The organism is Bacillus sp. FSL E2-8887 (genome assembly GCF_038007205.1).
GTDB lineage: Bacteria > Bacillota > Bacilli > Bacillales > Bacillaceae_G > Bacillus_A > Bacillus_A mycoides.
This window is the reverse complement of the sequence record NZ_JBBOWS010000002.1, coordinates 210856-237729: the sequence shown is the minus strand read 5'-3', so window position 1 is coordinate 237729 and position 26874 is coordinate 210856. Positions and strand designations below refer to the sequence as shown.

Annotated in this window: 19 protein-coding genes and 1 pseudogene; 4 read left to right on the top strand and 16 right to left on the bottom strand. The window is 33.2% G+C overall.

Annotation, left to right across the window (positions count from 1 at the left end):
- Positions 1-181 precede the first annotated feature (181 nt).
- The 13 genes from NSQ08_RS28470 to NSQ08_RS28410 all read right to left on the bottom strand — a co-directional run bounded on the left by NSQ08_RS28470 (position 182) and on the right by NSQ08_RS28410 (position 13168).
- Positions 182-844 (bottom strand): restriction endonuclease, encoded by a 663-nt coding sequence (locus NSQ08_RS28470; RefSeq protein WP_340780498.1) that lies wholly within the window; start codon positions 842-844, stop codon positions 182-184.
- Complete coding sequence (locus tag NSQ08_RS28465; RefSeq protein ID WP_340780497.1) at positions 837-1814, bottom strand: DUF3991 and TOPRIM domain-containing protein; 978 nt, start codon at positions 1812-1814, stop codon at positions 837-839. Before NSQ08_RS28465 ends, NSQ08_RS28470 begins: the two co-directional genes overlap by 8 nt.
- 85 nt (positions 1815-1899) lie before the next feature.
- Positions 1900-4557: a type IA DNA topoisomerase gene (locus NSQ08_RS28460; protein WP_340780496.1), complete on the bottom strand. Its 2658-nt coding sequence runs from the start codon at positions 4555-4557 to the stop codon at positions 1900-1902.
- Positions 4558-4572: 15 nt separating this feature from the next.
- Positions 4573-4707, bottom strand: coding sequence for a hypothetical protein (locus NSQ08_RS28455; RefSeq protein WP_256487075.1), 135 nt, complete (start codon positions 4705-4707; stop codon positions 4573-4575).
- 145 nt (positions 4708-4852) lie between these two features.
- Positions 4853-7849 (bottom strand): LPD25 domain-containing protein, encoded by a 2997-nt coding sequence (locus NSQ08_RS28450; RefSeq protein WP_340780495.1) that lies wholly within the window; start codon positions 7847-7849, stop codon positions 4853-4855.
- A complete protein-coding gene (locus NSQ08_RS28445; protein WP_016093911.1) occupies positions 7842-8117 on the bottom strand; it encodes a hypothetical protein in 276 nt (91 codons plus the stop codon). Before NSQ08_RS28445 ends, NSQ08_RS28450 begins: the two co-directional genes overlap by 8 nt.
- A gap of 42 nt (positions 8118-8159) precedes the next feature.
- A complete protein-coding gene (locus NSQ08_RS28440; protein ID WP_078178727.1) occupies positions 8160-8591 on the bottom strand; it encodes a hypothetical protein in 432 nt (143 codons plus the stop codon).
- Positions 8592-9785: a MobP2 family relaxase gene (gene mobP2 / locus NSQ08_RS28435; RefSeq protein WP_340780494.1), complete on the bottom strand. Its 1194-nt coding sequence runs from the start codon at positions 9783-9785 to the stop codon at positions 8592-8594.
- Positions 9778-10038: a hypothetical protein gene (locus tag NSQ08_RS28430; protein ID WP_002094785.1), complete on the bottom strand. Its 261-nt coding sequence runs from the start codon at positions 10036-10038 to the stop codon at positions 9778-9780. Before NSQ08_RS28430 ends, mobP2 begins: the two co-directional genes overlap by 8 nt.
- Positions 10039-10297: 259 nt before the next feature.
- The gene (locus tag NSQ08_RS28425; protein WP_340780493.1) at positions 10298-11194 is read right to left on the bottom strand and encodes a hypothetical protein; all 897 of its coding nucleotides are present in this window, start codon (positions 11192-11194) and stop codon (positions 10298-10300) included.
- A 21-nt stretch (positions 11195-11215) separates the two neighbouring features.
- Positions 11216-11794, bottom strand: coding sequence for a MerR family transcriptional regulator (locus tag NSQ08_RS28420; protein WP_340780492.1), 579 nt, complete (start codon positions 11792-11794; stop codon positions 11216-11218).
- A gap of 13 nt (positions 11795-11807) precedes the next feature.
- Positions 11808-12080, bottom strand: coding sequence for a hypothetical protein (locus NSQ08_RS28415; RefSeq protein WP_340780491.1), 273 nt, complete (start codon positions 12078-12080; stop codon positions 11808-11810).
- 20 nt (positions 12081-12100) lie between these two features.
- A complete protein-coding gene (locus NSQ08_RS28410) occupies positions 12101-13168 on the bottom strand; it encodes a bifunctional lytic transglycosylase/C40 family peptidase (protein ID WP_340780553.1) in 1068 nt (355 codons plus the stop codon).
- A gap of 29 nt (positions 13169-13197) precedes the next feature.
- Here NSQ08_RS28410 and NSQ08_RS28405 point away from each other — a divergent pair.
- A pseudogene (locus NSQ08_RS28405) lies at positions 13198-13581 on the top strand (hypothetical protein); the annotation flags it as partial.
- Positions 13582-15234: 1653 nt separating this feature from the next.
- Here the strand turns inward: NSQ08_RS28405 and NSQ08_RS28400 are convergent.
- Complete coding sequence (locus NSQ08_RS28400; protein WP_340780490.1) at positions 15235-16926, bottom strand: hypothetical protein; 1692 nt, start codon at positions 16924-16926, stop codon at positions 15235-15237.
- Between the two features lie 1712 nt (positions 16927-18638).
- On the opposite strand from NSQ08_RS28400, the gene NSQ08_RS28395 reads away from it, so the two are divergent.
- Complete coding sequence (locus NSQ08_RS28395) at positions 18639-20336, top strand: XRE family transcriptional regulator (protein ID WP_340780489.1); 1698 nt, start codon at positions 18639-18641, stop codon at positions 20334-20336.
- 308 nt (positions 20337-20644) lie between these two features.
- Here NSQ08_RS28395 and map read toward each other — a convergent pair whose 3' ends face one another.
- Positions 20645-21385: a type I methionyl aminopeptidase gene (gene map, locus NSQ08_RS28390; protein WP_016093807.1), complete on the bottom strand. Its 741-nt coding sequence runs from the start codon at positions 21383-21385 to the stop codon at positions 20645-20647.
- A gap of 1278 nt (positions 21386-22663) precedes the next feature.
- On the opposite strand from map, the gene NSQ08_RS28385 reads away from it, so the two are divergent.
- Positions 22664-23080 carry a hypothetical protein gene (locus NSQ08_RS28385; RefSeq protein WP_215588125.1) on the top strand — a complete coding sequence of 139 codons (417 nt, stop codon included), beginning with the start codon at positions 22664-22666 and terminating at the stop codon, positions 23078-23080.
- A 20-nt stretch (positions 23081-23100) separates the two neighbouring features.
- Entirely contained in the window at positions 23101-24555 is a 1455-nt protein-coding gene (locus tag NSQ08_RS28380; RefSeq protein WP_002144330.1) for a cell division protein FtsZ, read from the top strand.
- Positions 24556-24590: 35 nt separating this feature from the next.
- Here NSQ08_RS28380 and NSQ08_RS28375 read toward each other — a convergent pair whose 3' ends face one another.
- A complete protein-coding gene (locus NSQ08_RS28375; protein WP_012259894.1) occupies positions 24591-25328 on the bottom strand; it encodes a terminase gpP N-terminus-related DNA-binding protein in 738 nt (245 codons plus the stop codon).
- Positions 25329-26874 lie beyond the last annotated feature (1546 nt).

Genomic DNA, 26874 nt, shown 5'->3' with positions numbered 1-26874 from the left:
AAAAACGCATTTAAAGTCCGTTTCTCCCTTTACATACGTTTTTATGACAAATACGACTTATTATATTAACAACTAATTAAAAATCTCATACAATCAAATCTGAAGAGTCATTTTTGTGTTAAACTGATTTTTCTCATGTATTCTTTAAACAAATGAAAAAGAGCCGGATTTTCATCACAGCTCATGTATTAATTGGTTCTGTATGTGTACATGTGGGATATTGAGAACAGCCAAAAAACTTATTTCCTGTTTTATTCGAATTTCGAATGACTAAATCATGTTTACATGTTGGACATTTCCGTTCTGCAGGTGTTACCCCTTGATATACAACTTCAGCCGAATATTCGGGATTAATTTTATTAATCAATTTCTGAAGTTCTACACGATCTATTAGTTTTACATTACAAGCTTCCGCTAATTCCTTTGCTTGTCTTGTATATACACTGTTTGTTACAACCCAGCCCTCATGTGCTTTGTAATAGGCTTGTGCTGCATATATCTCTTGTACGGCACTGATGCCGACTCTATTTTTCATCCCGTAGCGTTTCGCCTGGATTACAATACGATTTTTCCCCTTCAATACCAGATCCGCTCCGAAATCATTTGACTGCTTTGTAACCATCGGTGAGTACCCAAGTTCTCGAAAGAGAGCCTTCAGATACACTTCGAATTGACGTCCATCCATTTTGTCTATATAGCGAATACCGGACTTAGCTATTCGCTTCAGTATTCTTCGCTCCCGAAACTTTCGGTACATAAATTTACAAATACGGAAAAGAACATAAAGGATAAAACCATACATCAAAATTTGTAATATGTTTGGCATTTCTGGTAGATTAGACACTTCTCTCCACCTCTTTAATTGGTTTTACTTTCTTTGGTTGGGCTGTTTCTTTTGCCTGTTGCTCACTCACTTGTTTCTTCCGGACATCGTTCCAATCTTTTTCATTCGTTGGAATATCCTCTTTAAGATCTACAAAGCATTTCATTGTCTGAATGAATTCTTTCCCAGCCTTATCATTATCAACTGCCATTATGACCTCTTTAATATCGTGCCCTTCTTTTTTCGCATCCATTAAAGATTGAATCACTGTTTTTGACTTTAATCCATGCATAGAAACCAGGCGAGCGTTTTGGATATTATTTTGTTTAATGCTCCAATGAGATAACATGTCGATTGGATCTTCATAAAAATAGATCTTATCCGGCTTACCCACATCAACCGTAAAACCTGCATTGATTTTTTCATAATTCGGGACGATTTGTTTAAAGCTGCCTCTTTTATTCTCCATTTTTACAGTGCCTTGACGGTTCATTCCAATTATTTGCCCTTTGCCACCTTCTTCTCTCCATTTGAACACGACATTATTTTTCTTATCCTGGACGATAAGATCCTTTTTAATCAGCCAGTTCACCAGGCGAGGATCTATTTTCCGCTCATCAATTAAGTATTGCTTGATTTCTGTTTGTTTCGGCACCTCTAAGTGTTTTGGATAACTAAAAGGCTGCTGCTCTTTTTTGCGTTCCTCTTCAGCTTTTGAACGATCAAGCTCTTTGTAATCCCCGTTATTGATGTCTAATACAGCTTGCGGAAATGTCATTTCATAGTACATCATCGCAAAGCTAATCGCTCCATATCCTTTTTCCCCTCGACTATTCCAGGCGTATTGATTCCCTTTAACGATGAGACTGTCATGTTCCGTATGACGGTAATAGTTTCCCTCTTTCTTAAACGTTTCTCCTTTTGCTTCCAGATATGAAATCAAGTCAACTTTTCTTGCTTTCATCGCATCCTCCGTACTGACACGTGCCATTACGGAATCCCCCCTTTACTCTATAAAATGAAATAAAAAAGAGGACTATTCCGTTTCCTAGTCCTCTTTTACATACATTCAATTTTTATTTGCCAAATAAGAATTTTAATCGCTTCTCCTGTACGCTGTATGATAAACGAGCGTCAAATTTTTTCCCGTTTTTGTTCGAGATAAACCCTTTAATCTGATCCGTTACATTCTTTTCTAATAACTTTTTCACGTGGTTACTACTTAGATTTTTACCAGAGAATGTACCAAAAATAATGAAGTCACAGCCTTTTTTGTATTTCTCACATAAGTAGTTACTCTTCCCTACAAGAACTCTACTCTTACATAATGGACATTTACCAATGGTACGATCTTCAGTCGTTGGAAAACGGAATTTCAAACTTCTGTCCGCTTCCATATAGATAGCTGCTGTAAATTCTCCCTTTTCTCCTTGAAAGCCGTTGATAAAATCCGTTGTTTTATATTGAATTAACTTTTTCATCTGATTACCAGGGATTGCTTTCCCTTTCATCTTGGCTGGTAACATAAAATCACATCCATTTTTATGCTCCGTACATCCATAAAATGTTTTACGATGAAGCATATCCCCTTTTTTACATTTTGGACATTTACCAAATGACAGCTCCTCTTGTGTTGGGAACTGAAATTTTACTTTTCCTTCATGTAACACTAAATAAGCGGCAAACTCTTTCTCATTGGACTTAAATCCTTTTAAAAGATCTGTTTTCTTATCTTCGAACAGCTTTTTCGCCTGCGCTTCCGGAATCGCTTTTTCTTTAATTTTTTTCGGTAAGGAGATTTCACATTCTGGATAAGTACTGCACCCGTAAAAATTGCCTTTATGAAGGATTTTTCCTTTTCTACAAGGGCATTTACACACTTCAATTTGTTGATTCCAAGTATTAATAATGCTATCCGACACCTTATCATCCATTGCGCCTAATTGTTCCACCGTGTCTTTTACAAACGTATTTGTTTGCTCTACGAATTCCTCATATTTCATTTCTTTCTTTTCGATCATGTAGATCATCCCTTCCATTTCAGCCGTATAAGCTGGATTTTTGATTTCATCTACCGGAAAAGCATCTATAAACGCACGACCAATATTAGTGGTTCGAATCTGACTGTTGGTAACATCAATATAGCTTCGCTCTAACAGTTTCGGAATAAACGTTTCTTCCGTTGCGACTGTCCCAATCCGTTTCCCCTTCATAAGTTCTTTCAAATGTTCATCATCTAATTTACGTCCTGCTGTCTCCATAAAGGTTAAAATGGAGCTTTCGGTATGAAAAGCTGGTTTCTTTGTCCGTGACTCAATCAAGTCATACTGAACGATTCTGAAAGAATCCCCTTCTCGTAAAATAGGTATCTGAAATGCTTCAACTGATCCTTCTTCTATATCCTCTTGAAACACACTTAGAAACCCTTTCTCTTGTAGGATCTTTTCTTTTGTATTGTATGTGTTGCCCTCTTGATCTATAAAATGTACTTCTCTCACCAGGTAGATTGCTGGTTTCATAAAATTCCCGATAAATCGTTTTACAATTAAGTCATATAACTGTTTTTCTAATGGATTTCGGTTGGTCCCGACATATAATTTTGTTGTTGGGATGATGGCAAAGTGACTACTAACTAATTCATCATTAAAAGTAGAATGTTTTTTCGTAATAGAAGATGGAATTACTTGTTGTACGAGATTTGCATAGGAGCTTTTTTCTAATGCTGCCATTACTTCCTTCACTCGTTCCACTTGCTCAGTCGGTAAATGCCTGGATGAAGAACGAGGGTAAGTAATAAAACCTTCTTCATACAAACTCTGAATATGTTTTTTTGCTGTTTCTGCATTTATCTTCAGCTTGGCGTGAGCATCTTTGTAGATGTCAGTTAAGTTATACAATAATTTTGGTTTCTTTTTTCTCGTACTTTCTTTAAATTCCGTTACGATTACATCAGTTCCCTTCAAGCTATCTCCAAGTTTTTGTAGTGGAGATGAATCTATCAGTTGATCTTCTGTTTTCATCACCGGTGATAAACCATTTTCAGTTAGTAGCTTCAAATTGTAGTAGGTTTGTTCTTTATAGTTCTGAATTGCAATTTCCCTTTGACGGATTTCATTCAAGATACACATTTGAACACGACCAGAAGCTAATAAGAATTGGTTTCTAGCTAGTTTTGATGTACAGCCCCTTGTAACATTAATCCCTAGAATATAATCCAGGTATTGCCTGGCTTTAGCGGATTGAGCAAGCCCATCATAATCTGCTCCTGGTTCTAATCGGTTCAAGGCTCCCTCTAGTTCTGCGGCTTCATAAGAAGAGATAAATAGGCGTGATTCTCGCTTGTTCACACCTGCATATTCAACTATTTCACGATAGATAAGCTCACCTTCCTTATCCGCATCACAAGCGTTTGCCACATGATCTACATCGGGACGATTTAACAACTTAACCAGTATTTCAATTTGTTCAAGACTATCCGATTTCGCTTTATATTCCGGCTCTAAAATAATTGGCAAGTGATCAAATTTGAACTCTTTGTATCTCTCATCCATTTCCTCTGGATATTTTAATTCTAATAAATGCCCTCGGCACCAACTAATAATGTAATTTTTATTTTCATAGTAGCCACAATATGGTTTGCTTCCTGGATGTTTTTGTGAGTTTCTAAATCTAGGTGATTTTAATAATTCAACAGCTACTTTCGGCTTTTCTGCAATAAATAATGTTTTTCCCATAAGTAGTACCTCCTATTAATCTATAATTTCAGTTTTACGCTTCCATTTCTTGTTTCTCCGCTTTTTTATCATTCTGTGACCAAATAATAGAAACATGTTCAAAAAGACCGCTACAAGGAACATACAGCCTGCAAACAGCCATACATTCATGACATTCACTCCTTTCGTTCTATAAACAAGAAAGAGGGCTTTTCCTTTTACCCTCTTTCATTTCTAGATATAAAAAAATCACTTTCCGTTTTCTCAATTGAGTAACAAAAAATGATTTAATCTGGTGTTCCTGCTATACAATTTTTCATCGTTCCATTTCCATTGTTTCTTTTTTTCTACTCGATTTCTTTGTAGCCTTCGACTGCTCTACATTACCAGGCTCTGGCTCTTTGTCTTTTTCTTTATGATTCGTTTGTTTTCCGTTCAATGGCTGAAATCTTTTACCTACATCTATTTCCTTTGAAGTTGTAGACTGATTCACCATTATTCCTTCTTTCCCAAGCTTCTCATCCACCTGGTTTTCTAATTTTACTACGTGTTCCTGGCTTACCAGCTCATTATCAATCGAAACATATTTCGTTGTATAATACCGTTCTTCAGCTTTTACACGAGTGACAATACTATCAATATTATCTGGTGTTTCTTCATATTGTGAACGTCTGTATGCCTCGAATTTTCGGCTTAAATCCTTATCTAACGTAGTTGGCTCCTTTTCTTTTAAAGGCTGAATTTGTTGATCTAAAGAGGCAATAGGTGCATAGCCCTCTTTCTTCATTTCTTTATACAATTCCACTTCTTTTTCACTAAATGAAGAATCTTTTTGTTCCTCTGCCTTATCAACTAAAATTCCATATCGTTCATCTTTTACGATTTCATCCAGGCTCATATTCGCATCCTTTTCATGAATTACAAATGATTGATTCCCTTTTCCATCAAAAATAGAGTCTTGAACTTTTTCATATAAATTTGACTTCAAAATATTATCCAAATAGACATTTTCTCGTTCTCCATTTTTCTCCATTAAGGAAACATATAAATCTTCTGGATTTGTTTTATCTCCGTTCCATACCGATAAATAATTAATATCTTTCGTAACGCCATCCATCATGTGGATTCTTGCAACTTCTTCATCTTGCATATCCTTCGCCAACACTTCAATTGTAACTAAATGAGTAGGTGCATCTTTCAAGCTTTCTAATGTATTTTCGTGTGTTTTCTCCATCGGTATTTCTTTATTATTTCTATAATTCACTACTTCATCTCGTAACGCTTGTTTCACTTCATCCGATAGATACCTTTTCTCGTTTAATACTTGTTCATATGGCGTTTTGTAGTCCCCATCACCCATATTCATGCGATCCATACTCACAAGCTCCATTCTCCCAAAATCCCTATCTACTTCTTTTGGAATGGCAATATGATAACGAGCTTGATCGTAAGGGATGGTTTGACCTCTTTCTCTAGCTTCTTCTCTTGCTTTTTCAATACTTGAAATGACTTCAGCCATTTTTTCATTGGCTTCTCCAAATGGGATTAGTTGATTACTCTTAAAATTTTCGTTGTCGCTCCATTGAACTAACATAGTAGGACGATTAATTTCATTTTGATTTAGTGCTGCATACTTTTCTTGATTTGCCACGTTAAATGCATCAATAAATTCTTTATCACTCAATTTTTCTGCACCTTCTACAGGTTCAAACGCACGATTCCTATCTGCTTGTTCCCTTAACTCTGCAACGGAAACAAGCTCTTGTGTCGTGTTACTTAAACTCATATATTCGACCAACAAAATATTTTTTTCATCCTGTTCTTCATTTCTAGTTGTCATAATATCCTTATGTGATTCTGCAATAGAATGATTGATTTGATTCACTGTTTGATTTATTGCACTATCAAATTTAAATAACCCACGTTTATCTTCTATACGCCCAGAAAGGCACTCTACGTTCATATCCCCTCTTGAGTTAGAAGTAACTTTCGCAATTGGGGTTTTTAATACTTCTTTATTTACCAACTCCGGATATTCATACTCATCCATTTCGTGAAAAAACTCCAAAGTCTTTGTAATTTTATTTATACTTTGTTTCTCTGTTTCAGTCCCATATTGATTAACAATTGCATGCATTTCCCCTACAGTTAATCGCATATTAGGATAAATCCCTTCAATTATCCGTCCATCTTCTGACAATTGAATTTCGTAGTTTTCCCATTGTCTTTCGAAATTTAATCCTAACTTTTCATTAATATTGCGCTGTGCATTTTGTTGAATCCCTGTTAAAATTTCAAAATTGTCTTTTTCATGTTCGGACACTTGTTTTGACATATTATCTACTCCCTTTTCATATGTTTTTTCTTTTTCCTTTTCTAACGTATTTTCAATTGTTTCAATAAATTCAATCGAAGTTTCATGTACTTCTTTCAATAATTTCGTTTTATCTTTCATTTCTTTCCCTTGTGTCCAGCTTGCTAAATACCCTAAGGAATATTCGCTTGTATCAATCCCAAAATAAGAAGAAACGGCATAAGCTGTCATTTCTGCTTGAAACTCTTTTTCTGGTGCTGTGTAATTCATATGTGTTTCTGCTGTATGAAGTTTAGCGTGTGCCAGTTCATGAAGAAGAGTTTTTACATTTTGTAATTCACTGTTTCGTGGATTCAAAGCGACCTCTTTTGTTAAGGTGTAACTTACACCCTTTGAAACACCCAACTCTGCTTTTGGTGCAATAATTTTCACACCGTTCTTTTCCGCAATGGCTTCCATTCCTCTGTACAAACTCTTGTAATCTGTTACACTTCCTTCTAGCCAACGATTCGGAAAAATACGAGGGAGATCTTCCGCTTTTGCGTTTGTTTGGGACACATCAAACACATGACCGACAGCAAAATATAAGCGACCAGGTATCACTTCTACACTTTTAGATTCGATTTGTTTTCTCTCTTCCTCACTTGCTTTAGTTACTGTTTTCCAAGTGCCTTCTTTGTCTTTAAATTTTGCTACAGTTCGGTTTGGAACAAGGATTTTAATTCCTTTCTCACCCTTCTTAACCGGAAATCCTTTTTCTTTCCAAAAAGAAAAGGAACCCACTGCCCTGGCTCCCTCGAATTGACTCTGTATTAATGAAATATTAGATGGTGAATAGCGATAAAACTTTGCCATAAACGTTAAATACTCTTTTAAATCTCCTGGTGTACGAAAATAACCTTCTACGCTTTTTTCCATCTTTTTTGTTAAAGCTTGCACCGCTTCTTTCTTTTCTTCCGGTGATTTCGTTTGATACTTTTTCTTATAACTGTTACTCATGATCTTCTCCTACTCTTTCACTCGCTCTTTGCAATTCCTCCATTTCTTCTTCATTCCATCTCTCAGCTGTATCAAAGAAAAGCTCATGAGTTTTTACATTAACCGGAACTAACATATTTTCTTGATTCATGACATGGATTGCCAGTTCTCTCACTTGTTCTCTTGTAATTTTAATTGTTAGTTCTTCCTCTTTTACAAGTAACACAATTTCATCTTCTCCAATTTCTTTAATGACTCCTAATGCGATATCTTCACGAAATAATAACATCTAAATAACCTCCTGTTTTTTTATAAAAAGAAACAATGTAGCTTACGTTACATTGTTCTTTGATGCCTCATGATCTATGCGTTTTTGTCTCGCATGACTAATTCGTTCCGCTACGACTTCTTTTGCTATCTTCACACTTCCCATCTCTTGTTTATCAGTTGTAATAAGGCTATCTACGCCCTCTAAAAAGAAATAACCATTTAATAACTCAATTAAAATTTGCGTATTTCTATCCGCACTATTGGCACCAAGACGAATTTTTGTTAGCTCACTTTTTAACACATCGTGTAAGTTATTCGATACCACTTCCGTTATATAATTTAATGACCATTCTGTATTTTTGGCTGCTTCATGTTCCTTGCAAATTCTTCCCATTGCTTCCCCTGTATATCGAATTCCGTGTTCCTCCATGTAATCCTTTAAATAATCCTCTGTCTCTTGATCCATCGTTACCTGTCTTCTAATTGTACTCATTTAATAACCCCTCTCATTTTGGTATGCACTTTCTTTTTGCAAACGCTCATAATACTTTTGGTTCTTCCAGCTTTCATATTCACTTTTAAAAGCACGTTCCACTTTCCTCATAGAATACTGAATAGATACATTCTGTTGAAATTTTTGAAACGGCTTTGACTTTTTCATGTGATGGATTCTCTTTTGTTCTTTATCATATGCCTTCATTTCTTGTAAAAAGGCGTTCCCCATTCTTTTATATAGGTCATTGATTTTATTCGTTTTATAATTTTCATATTGCTTCTTATCATACTTTCCTTCCCCATATGCTTCTTTAAAAACTTGCACTTCTTTATCTAACTTTTTGAGAAATTGATCGTAATCTTTTTTATGATGATGTTGAATATATCGACTGCTTAATTCATCAATTTCCGGCTTCAATGGTTGAATTGTATTGTAGCTATATTGCCACTGTCTTTTATCACTTGGTAACTGTTTATAAATTCGTAAAAACAGTGGTTTCAAATGTTGGTTGCGCCAATCAAAAACGGAATCCTCTTTTTTACTTCCCACCATATTGTTTCGAATCAGATCATTAATTTGTTTTTGCTCTTGCTTACGATCTAACAAATTATTTACGACTTTCCCCTTCATCGCATCTAACGTTTTTGGTTTTCTTTTACCACGTTCTCTCGTTGGAAATGGTTCAACAGTTGCTACATGAATATGAATATTATCCGTATTAAAGTGAATGGCTGCCGACCAGATAGAGCTTTTTTCCAACCCCTCTTTTTTTTGCATTTCCTTCATTGCAAGCCGTGTTACATCCATTAACTTTTTTTCATCCAATGTTTTTGTTTTCTCATCATAAATTCCTTGTTTCTCTAGCCAGGGATTATGAAAAGAAATGACATCTTGCCACATGATACTTCCATTCTCATGAGCGGTTTTAAACATTTCCTTTAAGGACTTTTTTTCACTTTCTGTTAAACGATTTGCGTGTTCCGTAAATAGTGCCGATGTCTTTTCTAAATTCCCCATATAGTCTTGATACGTTTCGAACATTTTCGGATTCAGCTTCACTTCACTTTTCGCTTCCTCCCGATCTACATAATCAATATAGTTCTGAAATGCATCCGAACTTGGCAACACAAATTTCGTTTTTAAAACAACACCTGGTGTGACGGAAGACTGAATAGGAACGGCATTATTCATTTTCAACATCCTGCATCATCATTTGAATAAACTCATTCATTTTTTCCATTGCGCTATAACAATCACTCATCATATGGATATTCTTTTCAATGAGATTTTCTAATTCCATTTCCCTTTTATTTTGTTGCTGAAAAAATGCCAACATTTCAATTTGAGCTTTCAAAAATTTTTGTCTTGATACTCCTTTCCTTTTTGCGATTTCATCTATTTTCTTTAAGGCAACTGGATCTATATCTCTTATTTTTAGATTCACAATTTCCGCTCCTTTCTGTAATTCTGGGTAGAGATCAAAAAATAGTGAGAAGAGCATAAGGGGTTTTTGTTCCCACCTAAGGTGTGAAGCTAGGCGGAGCCTAGCAAAACGATGGGAACAAGAAAAGAAGTTGAATGTCCCCATTACGTCCCTATCTTTATCATTAATGTCTCCACCACGTCCCGTTACTTTTTCTAAATGTCCCTTTCATGTCCCCTTATTTCGCCTTAATGTCTCCATCATGTCCCTACATCTTTTTTCACTTTTTATTAATTCCTTGTGCCTTTTCGTCTAATTTTTTTATCTTATCTCGTGCAATTTTTTGTTCCCCTTTAAACAATTCAACGTTCTTTTCTGATGATTTTATTTTAGATTCTAAGGATGCTATTTTTGATTGTATTTCCGTTTTTTCCGCTTCAGTTTGGTACTTCATTTCATCTTTTAATTCTTTTACTTTTTCATAGACTGTCTTCGCATTTTCTTCTTCCAGTTTGATTGCTTTCCCATAATTTTTGATTTTTGTTTCGATATCTTTTTTGTCTCTTTCTATAAAATCTAGCTCATATGTTTTTTTATCTTCAGCTAATAATTCATCAGTTGCTTTTATTTTTCTCTGATCGGTAAAAATCGTTTGAACGAGTTTATTCGGACTTTTTGTTGCTGCATTTTCTTCTTCATATTCGTTAACATCTTGCGTAAATTTACGAATATCCATTTGTTCTTTTTCACCATTTTTATTGTAAATATCGAAAGCTAACGCTCCCCAATTCGGAGATAACTCTTTTACTTCTACCACATAATTTCCGTTCTCTTCATACAACACTTTGACAGGTAATTGAACACCAGACTTTGTTTTTTCTTGTGCTTTAAATGTAAATCCTGTTTCCTCATATCCTTCTATCCGAAAGCGAATTTGTATAAAGTTCTTGTGTGGATTGTATTCCCTTTGTTCTACAATCAATTTTCCCATTCCCGATAACTTGACTACTTTATTTGTTTCCGTATGGAATAGTTTTTCATCATTTGGCATGTAAATTTTAGACGTCAAAAAAGCGAAAAAACCCAAAAATAGAAAGCTGATAATTGTTAGGTAGACCCACGACTTATTTTTTCTTAGATTGATTCTTTCACTTTTCTTACCAATTGCACCTATCACACTCTCACCCCACCTTTTTCGTTATAAAACTTTCATATTTAACTCTTCTACACTTGTAACTCGCCATGTTTCCTTTTCTTTTTTTATAATAATCCGCAACACATTGTTTACTTTTTCTTCTCGATTTTGCGTTGAATCTGTCGTGACATTTATAAATTCAGCTAACACATTTACTTCTTCTTTATCGGGTTCATTTTCTTGTAAATAAAACTTCATTTCTATTGGTTTTGTTTTATACGTATCTCCTAATTCGTATTTGTCAGTGGGATAGAATTGTTGTAAAAGTTCTTCGCTCATAATGGATTTTGCCTTTTCTTTTCGCTCACTGTACCCTTCTTTTTCTCGGTGAAATGATAATTGAATGAACGTTTCGGCTGTCGATAAGTACGTCCTTCTCTGTTGTTCTTGTGCGGAAGGAAGCACCTTATCAAGTCGTTTTTTTAAGTCTTCATTTTGTTTTGTTAGTAATTCATTTGAAAGTTTTAACTGTTTTTCCTTGCCATCACTCATTGATTTTTTGCTCAAATAGATATTAAAAGCTGTCACACCTACAACTAAAATGACAAACACAATAAATAAAAATTTCCGTTTATCCTTCATATCAATTCCTCCTTTACATGATTCTATAAATTAAAATCCCTGAACAAAAACAAAGAAGACATAACAAGATTAGTAGCATTAGTTCTGTCTTCTTTTTAAATAATGTGGTTACTTTCCCTTTTGTAGCTTCCTCTAAAATTTCATCATTAACTGCAATAAATACCGTAAGTGCTAAGAACGGAACCGCAACGATTAAATCAATATTTACACTTACAAGACCTAATACTAGATTGACAGCCATAACCATTAAGAACAGATATACTTTCGATCTATTTAACGACAACATTTTTTCACACTCCTATTTTTCTAGAATCGCCTTACATGACCAGAAAAGACTTTTTGCCAATACGGATTATTTAAATCTTCAATGGAAACCCCTTTATTTGTTTGGCATCCAATGAAAGTATTTTTATCAATTACAATGCCAACGTGTCCGTCATGTTTGTAGGTATCAAAGAAAATAACATCGCCCGGTTTCATATCATTTGCTGATACTTTTGTACCGATTTTATTTAATGTTTCCGTACTTACAGCTCCTATCGGACTGGTATACATCCCTACTTGTTCGAATGCCCAACGTACAAAACTACTACAATCAAAAATCCCTCTTGCGATGTCATTTGTGTTACGTCCTCCACCAAATACATAGGTAGAACGCCCTATCCATTGGCGACCTACATCGGCAACTTTTGAACCGCTACTTCCTCCACTGCCTGGATTTCCTCCTCCACCAGAAGCAACAGAACCCGGCTGATAATATTTTAAAACCGCATCAACATACAATATATCGCCATAACACGCTTGATACGGTACGGCTTCTGGTCTAAGGCAATGATACATACCCGTGTGGGCTACTTTTTTGTATTGCTCCTGTGAGAATTTTATGGCTAATTCCTTTGTATATTTACCACCATTTGAATTAACAAAATCAAAAAAACCTGTTCCGAAGTTGTACGCTTGGAGGGCTGTTTTGATATGATCCATGTCCCCTGGACTCGTTACTCCGGCTCTTTCTATCGCATGTTTAAACTCCTGTACACCAGCCCAAATACTGTAATCTGGATCTGTAATACAGTTTGGTGATTTACAATATTTCGTATTAAAAGCACCCTCTGATGATTGCATCGGATCGCTGCCACGTCCTCCGCTTTCCTGCATCATTTGTGCAAGCATTAAAGCGACAAACGGTTCTACGCCAAAGGCTTTCGCATGCTTCCGAATCGTAGGTTCCCATTTTAAAACTTCGGGTGAAACATTCATGACTTGCCCTTCACCTGTATACGTAATATCGCCTGCGTCCGTTCCACTCTCTCCACCCATTGCCGCAATAAAAATACTCATAACTCCAAGTAAAAGAAAAGAAAAAAGACCCATCACAATTAGAGCTAAAGTGATGAGCCATTTCCACGGATATTCAATCAAAAGAAGATAAAAACAGATTGCAAGACTTAAACGATTACTTAAGTGATGATCAGAAAAAAGCATATTATTACATTTTGAGTCAAGAATTAACATACCTTTCCGAAAATGATGCGTACATAATTGCTTTAAGACTGCCACCTGATATCGATCGCTACACAAGATGGGATATTGAAGAATGTGTGCAATGGTTTCAGTTTAATACAGCTGAAATCAGCAATCCTGCGCATTTCATAAAGATGTTTAATCAAAAATCTAAACAGAATCAAGAACGTAGAAAACGTCATACCAAAAAAACAAACTCGTTTTTGGGTGCAAATAATAATCGTAAGTTTATTTTCTTTAACTTTTTAGAAGAGAACAGCTAAATTTTTAAAAAAATCCAATGACAAATAGCCTTGCTCAAAATAATCATATACAGCAAGGTTATTTGTCATGTCCTCTTATAGTTTTCTAAAATCTTAGTATTTTTCAACACAAAAATCTTCAATAGCCGTACTCGTTTTCTGTGAACTGTTATCAGTTTCCAGGTAACTCTACTATAGAAATTACATTTAATAGATACTAAATATTCATTTATTTACCAATGGATTAACTTTGAAATTTACTAAGCTTAAATCTTCAATAGCTTGCTGCAGTAAGTATGAAAGATCAAAAATTAATTCTAATGTTTTTATTTATTTTAATTTCTAAAACAAGATTTATTAAATATAGTATTCTATATTTTTTGTCATTTCTTTAGAAAGCTTGGCATATTTTCAATATACAAAGGGAATCTTGTAAACTTCAATTGGATGGTTTCCATAATTTTTATAATTTAATTATGGTTCTGATACAAAATTAAATTATAAAAACATAGAGTAGAAATTTTTTCTACATTTTTAGCTTATGAAACTAAACCAAACACTTTATGAATAAAGTGTTTTTGATCTTAGACAGACTTGTTCGACAAAATAAGTTTTCTTTTTACTCTAATATAGGTTTTATCGACTCCTCATGAGTTGTTTGTTCCTTTAAGATGATATTGTATTGTCTCTTCTAATTAAGGCCTATATGGATAAACTCAGCGTATAATTGTTGTCTGAGCAATTAATACATCTCTTCCCTTTAGTTCATACTGATAATGCTTCTATTTGAACTAATTTTCCTTTTCATACTGATTACATATCTTTTATAAAATAATACTATCAGTAACTTCAAGTATTAAAATTTATTTTTACTTAGTGAAAGACTATTACCTTTTAGATAATCAAGAGATGCGCATTTTTCGGATAGTACGTTAAAACCTAATATAATATATATCTTTTATATAAAAAGAATATAAAGATAAAACTATTATACTTATGAAAAATGGCCTACAAACTCAGTAATAACAGTGTCTGCAAAGTTATAGAACCATAAAAAATCGAAAAAAACACTTATTGGAAATGTATTTATTGCGTTTTACGTCGCTCTAAATATACAAAATATCATAAAGTTGAATTACTTAACCTACATATAATCAGCATCATTTTGATGCGTAAAAGTGTATATAAGATTAATGGTAGTCTAGCTTAAATTAATAACATGATTTCCACATACGCTATAAAATAACCCACATTTTATTAACATTTAGAAGTAAGTTATAGACATAATTCAGTAAATCAACATTATTAACAAAAAACATTCTGATTTTAAGTAGATTTATATATAAAACGTTTATATATAAATCTTTGAGCTATTTTATTGTACACATTTGGACAATATTATTAAGATATCCACTGAATTAATATATATATTTACGATTTTTAGTAGATTAAATGTCAGTAAGAGAACGAATGTTCAGAAAAAAGTAAAGCGAAATTGTGAATTACTGATTATATTTTAGGAATTTTGTATAGAAGTGTATAAAAAAAGAGAGGTATTCTAACTCGAATTTAAGAATCTCTCTCTCTTATGTTTGGATAGTACGAATATAATTTCTAATTTCAGCACGAATAGCCCTCCTTCTTTGATTTTTCAAAAAAGGAGAGCATGTAATTTTACATTGCAGGAAGCAGCTGATCTACCGTGCATGGTGTTTCACTATTTTTACGGTAATAAGCTTCTAAGGAATGAAGAAAATCGATTAAATTAAAGTCTTTAGGAACTTCAATTACGCGGATTTTTTCCTTAGGCAATCTATCTATTTTTTCAATGAACAGTTCGCGAATATCACTTGGAATATGATTTTCTTTATGGCCATGAGATTTTAATAATTCACGAATTTTAATTTCTAATGCAATATATGCGTTAACATTTACTCCTTGCTCAAAAGCATACTTCCTAAATAGTGTTTCTTCTTGATACTGCATATAATTACGATGGTATGCTTCTTCAGTCACAGGAACCGCATATGTAGCATGAAGAAGGTCATGCGCTTTACAGAATAACTTCTTAACATTTTGTAATGAATATATAGCGAAGTGAGTACCAAATTTAAATACCGCATCTTCTTGTTTCTCTCTCGGCACATTATGTGTAATCAGAGAATAAATACCTGTTTTAGCAGCTGTATCTAATACGCGATATTGAGAAGACTGCTTTAATAATTTGCTTAGTGTATAAACAAGATTTTTAGGGAAACCCTCTTGTCTATCAATCATTTCGCGTAATCCACGAATCACTTGGCGAATTTGACGATGACAAGAATGTTTTAAGACATTTACAAATTGGTTTATATCTTTTGTAAATTCTGCAATATTCATTTCAACTAACGATTCTTCAATGAACTTAGCTTTACGTTTATATGTAAGTCTTGGTGTAAATGGATCGCGATATTCTTCCCCTACTTCCTTATTACACAGGAAATCAGGGTGTACAGATAAATACAGTGTTGTATACTGCTTTTTATTCTTTTTCCCTTTTTCTAATTTGCAAATTTTAAACAAAGAAGATCCAGTAGCAGTTGATTTAGTTGTTAATTCAGCCATTACAGAACGTATCTGATGTGGGTATTTCTTATGTAAGAAGCGATACATACCGCCCAAATGAGTCTGTTGTCCCTGTTCATCAAATTTGTATAGTGAACGTTTCAAAGTAGTTTCTCGTTTTTGCTGCATTGCGATATCAATAAATAGCTTTTTAGCAGCAATGGATAAATCGAAGAACTCTTTTGTAAATACAATTGGGCTGATAAACGTGTAAGGATTCGCTTTATTCGTTTCCTTGTTCATAAAATCAGTTAATGTAATTTTATATTTACCACTGTACTCATTCTCAATTTCAATGATGTTGTGTAAGCTAAGCTTTTTCAACGCAACATAGAATTGTGAATGATGAATATGTGAAAATGCTTCTTTATAGTTTTTGTAGTCCTCCCAAAGCATGTGAATGGAAACATGAGAAAGTTCACCATAGGTATTACATTTTTTATGTAGAAATAGAAATACTTCTAGATCTGCATTAGTAATACCATATAGCTTATGCTTTCTACCATTTGCTTTAGTGAAGAGATTTTTCATTTGAAGTGAAAAAGATGGTTTGGCTTTTTCAACAAACCCCTCTTCATCTGCAATTCGTTCCTCGTAAGACATTGAATTTACGATATCTTCTAGATATGTATCTTTAAAGCTATAGTATTTGCCTTCTAAAGCTTCCACTAATTTTTGCCATGCTTTAATTGTTACTAATACTGGAGTTGTTGTTTCACCATTTAAACTACGTTTGTTCTTTATAACGAAAGGTTTAGCCATCTTTTTCACCTCCTCTTATTATGAGTTTCAGTTTTTACCTAAATAGGATATAAAAATTCAATTTTGATTATATCAAATCGAATCTTGGTGAAATGTGTCTCTTTAAGAGGAAAATCAAAAATGTGAAACGCAGCCTCAGCCTTAGAGGCACAAGGGATTCAACGTTTCACAAAAAAAATCTTTTGGCCACCATATAGCTATAAGGTATTTTGAATATGAAACGTATCTGAAATGAATGAAACAGCACCTAAACCTTGATATAATAGGTTTTTTAGTGCTTTGGGTTAAAAGTTGTTGCCACCATATAGCTATAACGTTTCATGTTTTGAAATGACTAAATAATGTGTAGAATTCATTCATAAATGTTGTCGTATAGCGTTTTCATGTTAATTTACGTCAAGGGACTATTGCCATCATATAGCTATATACGTTTCATGTTTTTTTTAGATTGTTGCCATCATAAAGCTATGCCGTTTCATGTTTGAAATCAATATTTCATTGCGCTTGAAATGTACCTAAACCCTTGTTACATATGGATTCATAGGTTTTTTTAAAAAAAAGTTGTTGCCATCATATAGCTATAGCATTTCATTAGGATTTTTTAGTTTTTTTAAAGGATGGCTGTATATCAATGTTTATCACTAATTTAAATAAAAAAAAATTTTTTTATATGAAACGATTTTAGTGTGTTTATGTTTCATATTTAAAGAGTTGTTGCCACCATATAGCTATAACGTTTCATGTTTTCAATAGTAACTGCCACAATGTAGCTATGATGTTTCATAAAAGTAGAGGTATTTGTATTGAAGTATGAAATAACGTTAATTCTTGTTAAATGAAACCCAACAATTCATCAGTATTTTTTGTTCAGAATAAACTTGCCACCATAAAGCTAAAACGTTTCAAGTTCTAAGTAGTAATTGCCACAATGTAGCTATGGTGTTTCATAAAAGTAGAGGTATTCGTGCTGATATATGGAATAGCGTTAATTCTTGTTAAATAAAATTAAAAAATTCATTGGTATTTCTTGTTCAGAATATACTTGCCATCATAAAGCTAAAGCGTTTCAAGTTTTCAATAGTAACTGCCACAATGCAGCTAAAATGTTTCATAAAAGTAGAGGTATCTGTGTCGAAGTATGAAATAACGTTAATGCTTGTGAAGTGGAAATCAACAGTTTATCGGTATTTTTTGTTTCGAATAAACTTGCCACTATAAAGCTAAAACGTTTCAAGTTCTAAGGAGTAATTGCCATAATGTAGCTATGACGTTTCATAAAAGTAAGGGTATTTGTATCATTGTATAGAATGATGCGAATAATTTTTTAGATGAAACCAGCAAATCATCGATGTTTCTTGGTAAGAAAGTAATTGTTATCATAACGCTATAATGTTTTATTTCATTTGTAAGAAAAGGGACAATTACGTTTCACTTTAAAAGTATGATTTACACTATTTAATACCGAATGGGTTTCCCGCATGGAGATTGTAGTGTAAAGTAGTAATTTTACAAATAAGTACAGTCTTATATAATACAAGTACAAGAATGTTTACTTGATAGGACAAATACTGTTCGATAAATCATTTCTCGATATAGATTATTCTGATAACGTTTCAACTTATATGCTATGTTGCCACCATATAGCTATAACGTCTCAAGTTCTATAATTTATAATTCTAATTGGTGGGAACTTAGTAAGGAGGTTTTTGAATATGGAGAAAGTATTAGTGTTGTTTAGCGATGCCCTTTTACTTGCTGCACCAATGTATGAAAAGAACACACAGCTATGGGAAAAGTGGAATAGATATTATGAGGAAGTACAGGGAAATCATGACAAAGTAGTAACTTCAGCTAATATATCCCCTTCATTTTCAGCTCTTGTCTCTTGGTTAGGCCAGAAACAAGAACAAGGGATTTCATTATTGCATATATACGCAAATCTAGATAAATATAAAATTGAGATTCGAAATGTACTCGATAAAATAATAGAGCAAGAATTTGGAGGTACGTCTGAAGAAGTTGAAACGTCTATAATATCTAATACAACCGATGAAAAGTTAAAAGAGCATTCAATTGATCTACAAGAGGATTACTATCCGGTAAGTAATGATGCGGTATATTATCAACTACGAGATGGTATAGCCAAGAATCACTTTGAAGAAGATGAAGTAGGAGCAGTATCTGTTTTACCATTAGAAACTAAAAATACAAGCGGAGTTGCTCAGCTATCGTCACACAAGGATGAAGATTTAAGGCTAGTAAATACTAATGAAGCAGAAAGATGGTCAATACTAGTCGATGGTGTTATTAGTAATATGGATGATCTTACCGCAGACTGTTTAGATACAATTACAATACAGTGGTTGAATCAAGCGAAATCTCAAGATGATTTTATTGATTTCAGCTATGAAAATGTACTAGATATGTGTAATATACCAAAAGCATCAGCAAACGGTATTGAGTATTATCGCGCAGAAGATAAAATAAAAATTGCACAGCGTATAGCTGCCTTGGCAAGTATCTTTATTTATTTAAATGATGATAATGAGGTCGTAGTTTTAAATGATCGCGCAGAAACTGGTGAGCAATTTGAAATGAAGCGTGAAATAATTAAAAGACTTTTCGTTTTAGATTCTGTAGTTCTTTGGAGAGATAAAAATACCAATGATTACGTAGGTATTGAATCTTGTAGAATAAAGCCGGGTAGCTTTTTGTCAATGTATTTATACGGATCTAGTAGCACAACAGCGTTATTATCTAAAAAAGCATTGGAGTATAATAGTTATCGACACAAATTCCATAAGCGACTAATTCGCTATTTATCTTGGCAGTGGAGAATTCGACAACAGTACAGTAATTTAAAAAGACCATATTCAATTGGTGGAGAAAAAGGATTACTGTCTGTTATGGGGATTAATATAGCTAAGGGGCGCCCGCACCGTATTCGTGAGCAATTAGAAAATGTATTAATAGATTTAGAAAAAGAAAAAGTTATTTCACATTGGGAGTACGCTGAGGAAATTGATGAATCAAGAATTGGAGAACGGAACTGGTTTAAAAATTATTACTCAAAATTAGGAATCATCATTTTACCACCAAAAGAATTAATGGATAATATTGGGAGTTTAGTGAAGAAAAAAGTAACTGATACTCCGCATAAGCAAGAAAATAATTTGATTACAAATACGGTAGCTCATAGTGTAGTAAGTACTGAGGAGCTAATTAGAGAGAAAATTATGCACCAACATATGCATCAAAATAGAACGATGCGCGAAATAGCAGATGAGTTAGGCTTATCCCCTGCTACACTATCGAGATTCTGTAATAAGAAAATGAAACGCATCTCAAACAGTGTTAATGATAAGTTAACCAAATGGTATGAAAGACAACTGATAATCGAGTCTATGTAAGCAAAAAAGGAGAAAACCACTTTGGAAATGGTTTCCTCTTTTTTTATGAATCTTAATAACGATTGCTAGGTTTACCGGTTCCAATGTACAAAATTAGTCCATTTAACATTTGTTGGTTTGAAATAAAGTTTAATCAAAAATACCTCGCAATCCCAAGTTTTAAGATAAATAAAAAGAATCCATTTTGAAAAAAGATTGATCAAAATGGATTCTTCTCCAGCAGATTTTTGTTTCGGTTTTATAAAAAAGTTTGATCATTTTCTGCCTGTATTGCTCCATAATCGCGCCCTATTGTGGTATTAGTGCTCTTACAATGTAGTAATAATCGGTCCTTCCTTGGTAAGGATAATCGTATGTTCGTATTGAGCCACAAAGCTTTCATCGGTTAGGCAGGTCCATCCATCTTCGGATTGGAAAACTTCCTCTTCAAATGTAGAGATCATAGGCTCAAAGGCAATTACCATACCATCCTTTAAAATTTCGTCATCACAGTGAGAGAAGTAATTGAAAATGTGTTTTGGTTCTTCATGAATCGAACGCCCAACACCGTGTCCAGTAAGATTTTTTATGACTGTTAAGCCATGCTGTTTTGCTACATTGTGTGCAGCTTTTCCGAGCGCGCTTTTTTTTGAACCTGGCTTTGCCTTCTTAAGTCCAGCATCGAATGCTTCTTTAGCAACGTCACATATTTTCTGTAAAATTGTCTCTCCTTCCCCTACTACAAAGGAAATTCCGGTATCTGCGAAATATCCGTTTTTTGAACCTGAAACATCAATATTTACAATGTCCCCTTCTTGAATGGTCCGTCTCCCTGGAATCCCGTGCGCTACTTCTTCATTTATGCTAATGCACGTATATCCAGGAAAATCGTATTCACTTTTTGGGGCAGATTGAGCTCCTGCTTTTTCAAACATCTCTCTCGCAATTTCATCGAGTTCTTTTGTGGTAATTCCAGGTTTCGTACTATGGACTAATTCATCTCGAATCGCACCACAAATTTCACCAATTACTTTTAATCCATTAAAATCCTCTTCAGTCTTTGCAACCATTGTATATCCTCCCTTTTTAAAGTATTTTATGATTAGTATACCATTTAGTTTCTAGCAGGAACGGGGTGTTATTCAACAATCTGGCCCTTTAGTGGAGTAACTTTATTACTACTCAACAGTTCTTTAATCCTCCTTTCAATTCAGACATTCTTTTCACTATAAAAACACCCCTTTAGATAAACAGATCCAAAGGGGCAAAACATCGCAACTTGTTTATAAACGTCGCGTCTTTTTTATAAACACCGTGACTTTATTTAAAAGCGACAACATTTCTTCACTTTCTGATGTATCCTGAGCTACTTTCCATTTTGTCAGCAATCCCCCCTTCCTCTTTCTTGCCAGAATAAACAACAGGTCCAATTTCTTGAACAGAACTAATCGTCATTTGATGTATCTATTGCTTTGTTAAGTTGATAGCTGTATTACAGTAATATGTATAATTCAATTAGTAAATCTATACTTAAATAAAAATATAATAAATTTAGTTGAATTTATTAATATTATGACTCTACATGTTAATTATAAAGATGGTGTACATATGAGATTAACAAGTGAATGTGTAGAACCTAACACTAGAGATACTGAATCTGCAAGTATGTGAGTTAATAACAGAGAAGAGAACTTATAACATGACATTGACAGATCTTCTTTATCAATAGATATAAATGGTAGAAAAATGTTGATAAATAAAAATGAATAGGAAGATCTCTTTATTAAACTAGTAAGTTCATATCAAACCATTTGATATGAAAAGAGCAATACTTTTTTATATTATATACACCCTTTACATGCACAGCTTATATATAGACCTTGTATATAAGCTGTGCAGAAATAAAATGTATTAAATATGTTGATATGAAATTGATATAGGAGCCACAAAACCTTTGTTTTTAATGGTTTATATATACAGCTTATAAATAGGACTTATAAATGCAACTTATATATAAAGTGTATAGATGATTTGTGAAGTTTTTTAACTTGATATGTTTGTGATTTGATATTTTTTATAAAGGATTATTCAAAAGAATGTCAAATTAAATAATAAATTCATAGTTTTATAGACGGTATTGTTAATTACATGAAACCTATAATTGACATGTATAGCTTACATCGTACATATACGTCGTATATATTTATGTTTATATATCAACATTTCGGCCCAACTTAAGACTTATACGCTTTATATATAAGTGCTATATATAATGACTTGATATACGCTTTATAATAATGTAATATATTCGTAGGAATAATTAACCAACGTTTTAAGGGGGAGGCAACTTGAACGAGGTATTGAGCGAAAAGTATAAAGTAATTAAATTTCCTGACGAAGTTGTGAACATGTTTGCAGATATTCTTGAAGAAGACGAAATACTTTATAATGTATTTCATTACATAGGATCTGAGGTAAATAAACAATACCAAGAGACGAAATATATGAGGGGTATCTCAATAAATGAAATAGTAGGTAATGTTGTAATTGATAGGAGAGTTAAGAAATTAAAGGGAAAATCGTATTCATTAGAGGTTGAACGAACCAATATATCAAGAAGATCAGCTGAAGTAAGTGTTAGTACATTATCTTCAATGTCATTAATAACTGAAAAGATTATGCATCCTTATAAATTTTTAATCTCAACAATTAGAGGACAGCAGGTGTTAATTGAACTAGGAAGACGTAAACACACCAATAAATAAGAAAAAGGAGAGATAAAATAATGGCGAAGAACTTTCTGAAAAACGAAGTAGCAGTAAAAATGACAATGGTTGGTTTTGGTCAAGCTGGAACTAGAATGGTAGATAAATTTGCTGAATATAAGCATACGGATGGAACATCTGTGTACAACTGTCTTGCTTTAAATAGTAACGATGGTGATTTAGCCGAATTAAAAAATGTGCCTAAAAGTAACCAAGTATCACTAAAATTAGGCGGACTAGGGAAGAATCCAGAACGTGCTGTAAAAGTACTAGAATCAAATGATGAAGCGAAAGAAAAGTTAAAAGAATTCATCACAGAGCGTGTAAGACCAACAGATGAATTGGTACTATTTTTTGCTGGATTAGGCGGTGGAACAGGTACTTCTACAATCATTAAAGCAATTGAAGAATTCTCGGCTTTTCATAATAAACCTATAATCGCTGAAGAACTTAAAAGTATGGCAATGAAAATTTCTAGAGAGGAATTAATAGCAAATCAACAAAAGTATGCAAGAATTGCATTCAATAATGCAATTGAGCGTAAAGATTTTATTAAAATGGGTATTGTTGTGACACTCCCTGTAAGAGCCGATGGGCCTGATGTACTAAGACAAGTAAATAAATTCTCTCAAGAGATTTGGAAGTTAGCAAATGAACCAGCAAAAGGTGTTGCATTCGTTGTTTTCGCGGATAACCAACATTTCTATGATGAATTTAAGGGATTAAACGAAAATGAGAAAAAAGGTATTGCTAATTCACGAGACTATGCTAATCAGCGCATTGGTGAAATCATCCATGAATTAAATACAGCTTCTAATGGCGCAGGAACATCTGTTATTTTAGATTCTCAGGACTTTAAACGTATTTTATTAGAGAAAACTGGCTGTCTAGTTATTAATAAAATTTCTCGCAATATGAATCAAATTGAAAATAGTAAAGAAATAGTAGATATGTTCTCAGAATCGTTGAAAGGAAGCTCTTTCCACCCTCCTATAGAATTAATGAAAAAGAACGATGATGGTGAGTTGGAGGCTTCTAAGGTGCATCATTTTGGAATGCTTGCAATTCTAGACGAACAAAAGAATATTGATGATTCATTTATGGATGATGCAAAAGTAGAAGTTACGAATACATTACCAATCAACGGTACGGTATTTAATGGGTATTTAATTAGTAAAAATGATTTTATGGGCAGTGTGTATACGTTCTATAAAACTGATGCATTACCGTCCCGTTTGTCTAAAGGTTTAGTTGAAGAATTCAATGAATTTAAAGAGAAGCAAAATCAAATTCAGTTTAAAAAATCTCAAATTAGTACAATTGAAATGCAAGATCAAGACGATGATTTCAGTATTAATTTTGGTGATTACATCGATATGGGAACTAGTAATGAGGAACCATCAGCAGATGCTGAGAATGATGAAGAATTAGCTGCATTTATGGATCCAGACAAAATGTTTGGTACATCAAAATAAAAAAAAGAGGTCTGGGAATATCCCGGGCCTCTTTTTTATTCTGATGTCATAATAGATTGCATATACTCTATCATATTTTCGTTTAAATAATTCTCTATAAAAAGGTGTTTTTTTGCTAGATCTTCCTCTTTTTTAAACCAACCAACTTTTTTCACACGCTCTTCCTCAGGCTTTTCATTCCAGAGTTTTTCAGCTTGTCTTCTTAACTCTTTACGAGCTCTATGTTCAATTATTATGTTATCAAGTCTCTCTTGTCTTTGACGTTCTTTCATAGCAATTGGATCTTCAGGTTGAGGCAATGCTTTTAATACATTTTCAAATTTCTCTTGGAATTGTATTTCGATGTTTTGTAAATGTGCTTGAACTTTTTGTTCCACCAATTTTTCAATTGTCTCAGCTGCGTCTTGAAAATCAATTTGAGATAATACTTCATTAGAGTGGTTTTCAGGAGATACTGGCCTTAGTTCGAATTGATGCGGCAAAAGTTCGATTATGGCATCTAAAGACCACTTTTCATCCCTTTTCTGTTTTATGAAAAGAGCTATATTTAAATCCAATGAATTATATAGCTTTTCATTTGTATTATTGGTTCTAAGTGTCCCGTGCAATCCCTTCTCTTCTAACGTATTGAACCAATTATAAACAGTATTATGGTGTCTACCTACTAACTTAGAAAACTCTGTTATTCGCCAGGCTTTTTCAAAAGCGTCTTCGTGTAATGAGTTCTCATCATCTACCATGGTTTGTTCTGATTGATTTTCCTGCTTAATCATAATCTTACCTCCTTAACAGTATGTAATTGTGCTGATAAATGACATTAACATGAAATATGAGATTGATATGTTAAGTGTTTTTCGACGATATTAATAGGAATCCCTTCCTTATCTAGTATTAACATGAAAGATAACATTAACATGTTACATTCAAAGTGTTAACAGCACATTAACAAAGTGCGGTTTATTCCTGCTAAATGTTAATGTTTTGTTAACTGGGACTTAAAATGCATCAATATTATATAGGATTAATTAGGTAACTTTGCCCCCTATATCCTTATAAATTGTTGCTATGAGATTGACATTTTTACTCACTTAATATTAATGATAAGTAAATATAACCGATTTGTAAATAAATTATGAGGATATAGCATTGAACTTTCAAAAATAATAGGTATAAATATGATAAAAAGAGTCCATATTATTAATAATTGTAGTATGAGCCTGTTTTATTCATAACACTTGAGAGTATAGAACGGATATCTGTTTGACTAATAGAGGCAGTGTCTCTTTTTAACTGATCCCAAGACTAGTAAAGCAATTTTCGATAATAACTATTATAGGTCTCTATATGAACGTTAAATTCTAATTATATGACTGTATAGGATAGTTAATTTATTGGTTGTTAGTCGTTTGAAACACTATAAAGTACTATTCGCTTTGTTGATTAGCTTCAATGATTATTTTGTAAGTGTAAATCACAAAGAAAAAGCTGTTACTAATAGGATCTATGCGGCCTTTATTAATTGTAAATAATATTCAATCGTTGTGAACCTGGTATATTAATAGCGCTACTAATAAGGATCTACATCAATCAACGTTTTGTTAATGTCTTGTCATTGATAGAATTAAGTATGGTTGATATAAGATTAACAATTGTGTTGTTCTAAGTATTAACATGTTAATGTTTCTTGATATGTCAATCACATTTCTAGTACGTATGCGGACCTGTTTCTGTAGAATGTCAATCTTATGTCAATACTCGTAGAGATAATTTCTTTAATTAAAACATTGTTCCTTCAATTACATACCCAAGAGTGGATTTAAAACTTCTAAAGCTTATATTACAAAGTGATTTTTCTCAAATTAAGATAGTATTCTATTGATATGAATTCACTATAATGGACAGTAATTTGCTTGATAGTCTGCATTTTTTAATAATTTTCAGCGCGGAATTTCTAGCGATTTATAAAGCGTGGTTCTTAACTAGTGTGGATTTTCGCATTTTAATTCTCATCCTAATAAAGTTGTAGTTTTATAGATCTGTTGTTAATGTCTTGTCTTTATTAAAACCAATGATAGTTAACATAATATTGATATTTTTTATTCTCTGAGGATTAACATGTTAATGTCTGTTGATGTGTCAATCCCATTCTCGGTATGTATTTAGATCCTACTTCGCGAAATGTTAATGTCATATCGATACTCCATGAGAAGAATTTCTTTATATGAAGTACTAAATCTTCAATTATGCATCTAATGGTAAATCGGGAATCTCTAAGTTGCATGTTACAAAGTAATTCTGATATTACTTTATTAAATACAA

Coding starts and splice junctions, on each gene's coding strand:
- NSQ08_RS28460 (WP_340780496.1), bottom strand. CDS start 4,557: ATGGGAAAAACATTATTTATTGCAGAAAAGCCGAAAGTAGCTGTTGAA.
- NSQ08_RS28440 (WP_078178727.1), bottom strand. CDS start 8,591: ATGAGTACAATTAGAAGACAGGTAACGATGGATCAAGAGACAGAGGAT.
- NSQ08_RS28375 (WP_012259894.1), bottom strand. CDS start 25,328: ATGATTAAGCAGGAAAATCAATCAGAACAAACCATGGTAGATGATGAG.
- NSQ08_RS28395 (WP_340780489.1), top strand. CDS start 18,639: ATGGAGAAAGTATTAGTGTTGTTTAGCGATGCCCTTTTACTTGCTGCA.
- NSQ08_RS28400 (WP_340780490.1), bottom strand. CDS start 16,926: ATGGCTAAACCTTTCGTTATAAAGAACAAACGTAGTTTAAATGGTGAA.
- NSQ08_RS28450 (WP_340780495.1), bottom strand. CDS start 7,849: ATGAGTAACAGTTATAAGAAAAAGTATCAAACGAAATCACCGGAAGAA.
- NSQ08_RS28420 (WP_340780492.1), bottom strand. CDS start 11,794: ATGAAGGATAAACGGAAATTTTTATTTATTGTGTTTGTCATTTTAGTT.
- NSQ08_RS28410 (WP_340780553.1), bottom strand. CDS start 13,168: ATGGGTCTTTTTTCTTTTCTTTTACTTGGAGTTATGAGTATTTTTATT.
- mobP2 (WP_340780494.1), bottom strand. CDS start 9,785: ATGAATAATGCCGTTCCTATTCAGTCTTCCGTCACACCAGGTGTTGTT.
- map (WP_016093807.1), bottom strand. CDS start 21,385: ATGGTTGCAAAGACTGAAGAGGATTTTAATGGATTAAAAGTAATTGGT.
- NSQ08_RS28465 (WP_340780497.1), bottom strand. CDS start 1,814: ATGGCACGTGTCAGTACGGAGGATGCGATGAAAGCAAGAAAAGTTGAC.
- NSQ08_RS28415 (WP_340780491.1), bottom strand. CDS start 12,080: ATGTTGTCGTTAAATAGATCGAAAGTATATCTGTTCTTAATGGTTATG.
- NSQ08_RS28455 (WP_256487075.1), bottom strand. CDS start 4,707: ATGAATGTATGGCTGTTTGCAGGCTGTATGTTCCTTGTAGCGGTCTTT.
- NSQ08_RS28445 (WP_016093911.1), bottom strand. CDS start 8,117: ATGTTATTATTTCGTGAAGATATCGCATTAGGAGTCATTAAAGAAATT.
- NSQ08_RS28380 (WP_002144330.1), top strand. CDS start 23,101: ATGGCGAAGAACTTTCTGAAAAACGAAGTAGCAGTAAAAATGACAATG.